This is a genomic window from Streptomyces globisporus (assembly GCF_003501885.1).
Taxonomy (GTDB): Bacteria; Actinomycetota; Actinomycetes; order Streptomycetales; family Streptomycetaceae; genus Streptomyces; species Streptomyces globisporus_D.
In genome coordinates this window covers 1-1,534 of sequence record NZ_QWFA01000411.1, presented here as the reverse complement: position 1 = coordinate 1,534, position 1,534 = coordinate 1, and the positions used below count along the sequence as shown (strand labels likewise).

General features: G+C 77.4%; 1 protein-coding gene and 1 pseudogene. Both read left to right on the top strand.

Translation table 11 applies throughout. The annotated features are described in order from the left end of the window. On the top strand, window positions 1-1,249 hold a 1,249-nt coding region (locus tag D3105_RS34040; RefSeq protein WP_240647143.1), incomplete at its 5' end, for a CocE/NonD family hydrolase C-terminal non-catalytic domain-containing protein. Next, window positions 1,246-1,534: pseudogene (locus tag D3105_RS34035) on the top strand (YcaO-like family protein); the annotation flags it as partial. The gene D3105_RS34040 and the pseudogene D3105_RS34035, both read left to right, overlap by 4 nt.

The window sequence follows — 1,534 nt, the reverse complement described above, 5'->3', positions numbered from 1 at the left end:
CGCGTACTGCGCCCTCGTCACCGCACTCGGCGTCCCCGACGCCGCCCCTGGTGCGGTGCAACGCGACGGAGTCCCCGACGCCGTCATCGCCGCCGTGCCCGCGCTCGGGCTCACCGAGACCGCGCGCGAACCCGGGGGGCCCGAGCGGTTGTGGGCCCGGGCCGGCTGGTGGGCGGCCCACGGCGACCGCCACGACTCCGAGCCGGGCGCGCTGGAGCGCGCTCTCGCCGACGACCCCCGGCTGCTCGAACACCTCCCGGTCGCCCGTCTGGCGGAGCGGCTGGCCAAGGGGCTCGGGCGTGAACTGCCGTCCTGGCCCCGGCTCTGGGCCGACCGGGAACGAGGACGGCTCGTCGCGCTCGGCTCCACCGCCCGCCTTCCCCTGCTCGCCGTCGGCGGCACCCGCGACCCCTTCGCCCAGGACACCGTGGCCCTCTGGCGCGGCTGGGCCGGACCTGCGCGTCTGCTGCTCGGACCCTGGGGTCACCACCTCACCGCCGACCGGACCGTGCCGGCCCGCGCGCGCCTCAACCTCGGTGCGCTGTACGTACGGTGGGCCCACGCCGCCCTTGCCGGGCGCCTGGAGTCGACACGGCACGGGGTCATCGCCCTCGGCGACAGCGGCCGTTGGCACACCACCCGGGGGCGCGGCACCCACCGGCCCGGGACCGCTCCCGCAGCCGAGTGCCGCTGGTCCTTCGGCTCGTCCACCGGTCTACGGCTGCTCCACGGAGCCGAGTTCAGCGCCGACCCGCAGCGCCCCGTGCGCTCCGACGACCTCGCCGTCCCGGTCGACGGCCACCCCGCCGACCGCTGTCTGCTGCTCTCGCCGCCACTGCCCCGCCCGCTCGATCTGGCAGGGGCCGCCATCGCGCGAATCACTGCCACGGCCGACACCCCCTCGGCCGACTGGGCCGTACGCCTGACCGCGCTCGACCCGTCCGGCCGGGCCGATCCGCTGGCCTTCGGCATCGTCCGGCGCACCGGCCCGCCCGGCAAAGCCGCGGACATCACCGTGCCGCTCGGCACCCTGGGCCGCAGGCTGCCCGCCGGGACCCGGTTGCGGGCCGAGATCGCCGGACACCACTTCCCCGCCCACGCCCGCAACCCGCACACCGGCGACGACCCGGTCACGGCCACCCGGCTCGTCCCGTCCCGCCGCAGCGTGAACCCCCGGGGCAGCGCCCTCCACCTGCCCGTCGTCGCCCGACGCCGCTACGTCGAGCCCGTACCGGAGATATGCCGTTGACCAGCGCCCTGCCCCTCGAATCCCTCGTCGACCCCGTCAGCGGGATCGTCCGCGCCGTCGCACCCGTCGAGCACCCCACAGGTGCACCGCCCCGCTACACCGCGATGACCGCCGACGTCGCCGACGCCCGCCGCCTCGGCGCCTGGCCGGCCGACCGGGTCTCGCTCGGCACCACGTTCGGTGACCCCCGGGGCGCGTGGATCGCCGCGGTGGCCGAGGCCGTTGAGCGCTACTGCGGCAACCGCCTCCCCCCGCCCGGCCACCCCCAGGAGCCCCGGCGGGCCA